Raw genomic sequence first — 4,315 nt, 5'->3', positions numbered from 1 at the left:
AGAAGCTGATGGAAGCGGCTCAACAGCAGCAGGCTCAGCAAGGAGCTGAAAGTGCGGCTGGCGGCGAACAGCAGTCGTCCAAAGCTGATGACGATGTCGTTGATGCTGAATTTGAAGAAGTTAAAGACGACGATAAGAAGTAAGCATTAAGGCAACTTCGCAAAAGCACACGGGTGTTGCCGCAAGGTAATACCCGTGTATTTGTATCAGGCTGACATACCAGCATAGATAGAAGACGAAGAATTATGGCGACGCAAGATTTTTATCAGGTTCTGGGCGTATCAAAAGACGCTAACGAACGTGACATTAAAAAAGCCTACAAACGTATGGCTATGAAGTATCACCCCGACAGAACTAAGGGTGATAAAGAAATGGAAATAAAGTTTAAGGAAATTAAACAGGCGTACGAAGTCCTTTCCGATCCTCAAAAACGTCAGATGTATGATCAATATGGGCACGAAGCCTTCGAACAAGCACGTCAGGGCGGCGGTGGCCATGGTGCAGGTGGATTCGGCGGTGGTGCTGATTTTGCTGATATCTTTGGCGATGTATTTGGTGATATTTTTGGTGGTGGCAGACGCCAGCAGGCACGCGCTCAGCGTGGAGCAGACTTACGTTACAACCTGGATATGTCGCTGGAAGAAGCGGTTCGGGGTAAGACTGTCGAGCTGGAGATTCCAACGCTGGTTGAATGTGGTGACTGTGGCGGCAGCGGTGCTAAAAAAGGCAGTAAACCGCAGACTTGTGGACATTGTCATGGTGCCGGTCAAATTCAAATGCGCCAAGGCTTTTTCGCCGTACAGCAAACCTGTCCGCAGTGTCGGGGTAAAGGCACGATTATCAGTGATCCTTGCCGTACTTGTCATGGTCAGGGCCGTAAGGAAGAAACCAAAACCTTATCGGTTAAGATCCCATCGGGTGTCGATACGGGTGACCGCATTCGTTTAGCCAATGAAGGTGAAGCAGGTGAACACGGAGCGCCTGCCGGTGATTTATATGTTCAGGTTCATGTTCGTGAACATCCTATCTTCGCTCGTGATGGCAATAACTTATTCTGTGAGGTGCCGGTCAGTTTCACTAAAGCTGCTCTTGGCGGTGATATCGAAGTGCCGACGCTTGATGGCAAAGTGAAGCTTAAGGTTCCGAAAGAAACGCAGACAGGCAAGCATTTCAGATTGCGCGGTAAAGGCGTTAAGTCTGTGCGGACAGGTGCAGTAGGCGATTTAATCTGCAAAGTTGTGATTGAAACGCCTGTTAATTTGTCGTCCAAGCAGCGTGATATGCTTCAAGAGCTTGAAGATTCAATGGGAACGGGTGATGAAGCCGCAAAATTCCGACCCAAAGAAAAAGGCTTTTTTGACGGCGTAAAACAATTTTTTGATGACTTACGCAGTTAGATTGTCTATCACTATATAAGTGCATGACATAAAAAGACCGGAGGCAGTCAATGAATTGGAAAACCACAACGTTAAGTGCTTGTACGTTAGTCTTACTGGCGAGTTGTGCAGAATCTCCAACGGGACGTTCTCAGTTACAGCTTTATTCTAACAGTGAACTGAACAAAATGGGGGCTGCCTCTTATAAGGAAATGCGGGAAGAGGAAAAGATTAACGAGGATGCTGAGGTCAACGCTTATGTTCGTTGCATTAGTGATGCGTTAATTGAAAACTTGCCCGGTGATTACAGTCAAATGGATTGGCAGGTCACTGTGTTTGCGGAACCAACGGTGAATGCCTTTGCTCTGCCGGGTGGCTATATTGGTGTTTATGACGGTTTGATCGAAGTTGCCGAAAATCAGCATCAACTAGCCGCCGTTATTGGTCATGAAATTGGTCACGTTATTGCTGAACACAGTAATGAGCGGATTTCCAGCAACATGATGGTTGGGCTTGGGCTGCAACTGGGGGGCATACTTGCCAGTACGCAGCTTGATAGCAATGAAGCGGGTTTATTGATGGCTGCTTTAGGTGTTGGTGCTCAGGTCGGTATCCTGTTGCCTTATTCGCGTACTCATGAATCTGAGTCAGACGAATTAGGTATGGAATATATGGCAGACGCCGGCTTTAAACTGGATCAGGCTCCTGAGTTGTGGCGCAATATGCAAGCAGCGTCAGGTGGTGAGTCTCCTCCGGAGTTGTTATCGACGCACCCGAATCCGCAAACCCGGATTAAAGATCTGGAAGCTTTAATTCCTTCTTTACAGGAAAGGTATGAAGCGGCTCGTGCTGCAGGAAACAAACCCGCTTGTGTACGTCCGGCTTCTGTAGACAGCGAAGACTGAAATAATTAAGGGGATTCGCAGGTTTCCCCTTAACCTCCCGAAAAGTTATAACCTAGTCCAATTTGTTCTTTTTGTTACTTCTATGAACGATTTACCCTAGCAGCCATTTTTTAAAGCTGCTGGGGTTTTATGTTTAAAGCTTGGTTTGCAATTCCATTTTGGCAACGCGTTCTAGGCGCTTTTGTCTTAGGCATGTTGATAGGCGGGTTGGCACCTGAGGTGGGTGTAGCACTAAAACCACTTGGCGACCTGTTTATAAAAGCTATTAAGATGCTCGTTGCGCCACTTATTTTCTGTGCAATCGTTAGTGCAATAACTGATCTTAATGACGGCAAAAAGCTTGGACGACTGGGAGCCAAAACCGTTGGCTTGTTTATGGTTACCGCGGTTATAGCCAGCGCTATCGGTTTAACCCTGGCAAGTTTAATTGATATGAGCCCGGCAACGACGCTGACTGCCACTGAGCAGGCAGAAAAACAAATTCCGAGTGTTGCTCAGGTGTTCCTTAATTTTCAGCCCAGTAATCCTTTTGCCGCTCTGACTGAAGGCAACGTTCTGCAAATTGTGGTATTTGCTGCGTTGGTCGGTATAGCTATTCAGCGTTTAAAAGAACGGGGCGAGCCTTTGCGCAAGACCATTAAGTCTGGCGCAGAAGTGATGTATGAAATTACTCGCATGGTCTTACAATTGACTCCAATAGGCGTACTTGGATTAATGTCCTGGGTTATCGGTGAGTATGGTTTTAGTACTTTACTGCCGCTGGCTAAGTTTGTCGGGGTTATTTATTTGGCCTGTCTTATTCATATTATTGTTGTTTATGGTGGTTTGATCCGCACCGCTGGGGGAATGAGCCCCTGGCAGTTCTTCAAAGCGATATTCGATGCACAGATTGTCGCCTTTACCACCTGCAGTTCGTTTGGCTCATTACCTGCCGCGCACCGGGCCGTTACCGAAAGGTTGGGCGTTTCTAAAGACTATGCCAGCTTTGTGTTACCGCTGGGTGCAACGATTAATATGGATGGTTGCGGTGGTATTTATCCGGCCGTTGCGTCTATTTTTATTGCGCAGCTGTACGGAATACCATTAGAGTGGATGGACTATGGCTTGATCATGTTGACGGCAACTTTAGCGTCAGTAGGAACTGCGGGTGTACCAGGCACCGCTTTAGTGATGCTGACCGTAACGCTGAATGTTATTGGCTTACCTTTAGAAGGTATTGCTTTTATCGCAGCTATTGACCGAATAATCGATATGGCCAGAACACTGACGAATGTGACCGGCGATATGATGGTTTCCAGAGTTGTTGCACGCAGTGAAAACCTGTTGCAGGATCAGGCCCATTTAGCAACGGAGTCAAAATAATGATCAATGTGGGTGTGCTCGGAGCTTCCGGCCGAATGGGGAGTGCTGTCATTCAGGCATTAACAACTGACAGTGATGCGAAATTAGCCGCTGCAATAGTCCGGAAAAACAGCTCAAGTTACGGGAAAAGTGCAACGGAAAATGAACCCGTTCACTTCACCAGTGCTGAGGAGCTGCAACCCGATCAAATCGACGTCCTGATTGATTTCTCACTACCTGAAGCATTGACTGAGAACCTGAAGCTCGCTGAGCAGTATCAACTGCCCATAGTCATTTGCACCACAGGTTTGAACGACGAACAAAAAGAGCGACTGGCTCAGGCCGCTGAAACGGTGCCTGTATTATATGCCAGTAATACCAGCATAGGCATAGCGTTACTTGAGCAACTGGTGGGGCTCAGCAGCGCCGCGTTACCCGATGCAGACATCGAAATTTTTGAAGCGCACCATCGTCATAAAAAAGATGGCCCGTCGGGAACGGCAATTACTTTGGGACAAGCCGCAGCGAAAGGTCGGGAACAACGTTGGGAAGAAGTGAATGATGGTGTCCGGACTGATGGTGTGCGCAGTGAGAAAGGGATAGGCTTTTCAGTAATGCGGGCGGCGGATATTGTCGGTGAACACCAGGTGACTCTGGCTGTTGACGGCGAGCGCGTAGAAATTGGTCATCGAT

Annotated in this window: 4 protein-coding genes; all 4 read left to right on the top strand. The window is 47.7% G+C overall.

Going from position 1 to position 4,315, the window contains the following annotated elements; translation table 11 throughout:
• Nucleotides 1-245: 245 nt before the first annotated feature.
• Nucleotides 246-1,397, top strand: coding sequence for a molecular chaperone DnaJ (gene dnaJ / locus B3180_RS06965; protein WP_054487028.1), 1,152 nt, complete (start codon nucleotides 246-248; stop codon nucleotides 1,395-1,397).
• 50 nt (nucleotides 1,398-1,447) lie between these two features.
• A complete protein-coding gene (locus B3180_RS06960) occupies nucleotides 1,448-2,281 on the top strand; it encodes a M48 family metallopeptidase (protein ID WP_054487030.1) in 834 nt (277 codons plus the stop codon).
• Nucleotides 2,282-2,410: 129 nt separating this feature from the next.
• Nucleotides 2,411-3,643: a dicarboxylate/amino acid:cation symporter gene (locus B3180_RS06955; protein WP_286843726.1), complete on the top strand. Its 1,233-nt coding sequence runs from the start codon at nucleotides 2,411-2,413 to the stop codon at nucleotides 3,641-3,643.
• Nucleotides 3,643-4,315 (top strand): 4-hydroxy-tetrahydrodipicolinate reductase (gene dapB / locus B3180_RS06950; RefSeq protein ID WP_286843724.1); only part of this gene is annotated, 673 nt, incomplete at its 3' end. The genes B3180_RS06955 and dapB, both read left to right, overlap by 1 nt.

Origin of the sequence: Idiomarina sp. UBA4206 (genome assembly GCF_002383015.1) — a bacterium.
Taxonomy (GTDB): domain Bacteria; phylum Pseudomonadota; class Gammaproteobacteria; order Enterobacterales; family Alteromonadaceae; genus Idiomarina; species Idiomarina abyssalis.
The sequence above is the reverse complement of the archived record's forward strand: the minus strand, read 5'-3'. Positions and strand labels throughout refer to the sequence as shown.

Excerpts from the sequence above, each read along its gene's own strand:
- dnaJ (WP_054487028.1), top strand. The coding sequence starts at position 246 with ATGGCGACGCAAGATTTTTATCAGGTTCTGGGCGTATCAAAAGACGCT.
- B3180_RS06960 (WP_054487030.1), top strand. The coding sequence starts at position 1,448 with ATGAATTGGAAAACCACAACGTTAAGTGCTTGTACGTTAGTCTTACTG.
- B3180_RS06955 (WP_286843726.1), top strand. The coding sequence starts at position 2,411 with ATGTTTAAAGCTTGGTTTGCAATTCCATTTTGGCAACGCGTTCTAGGC.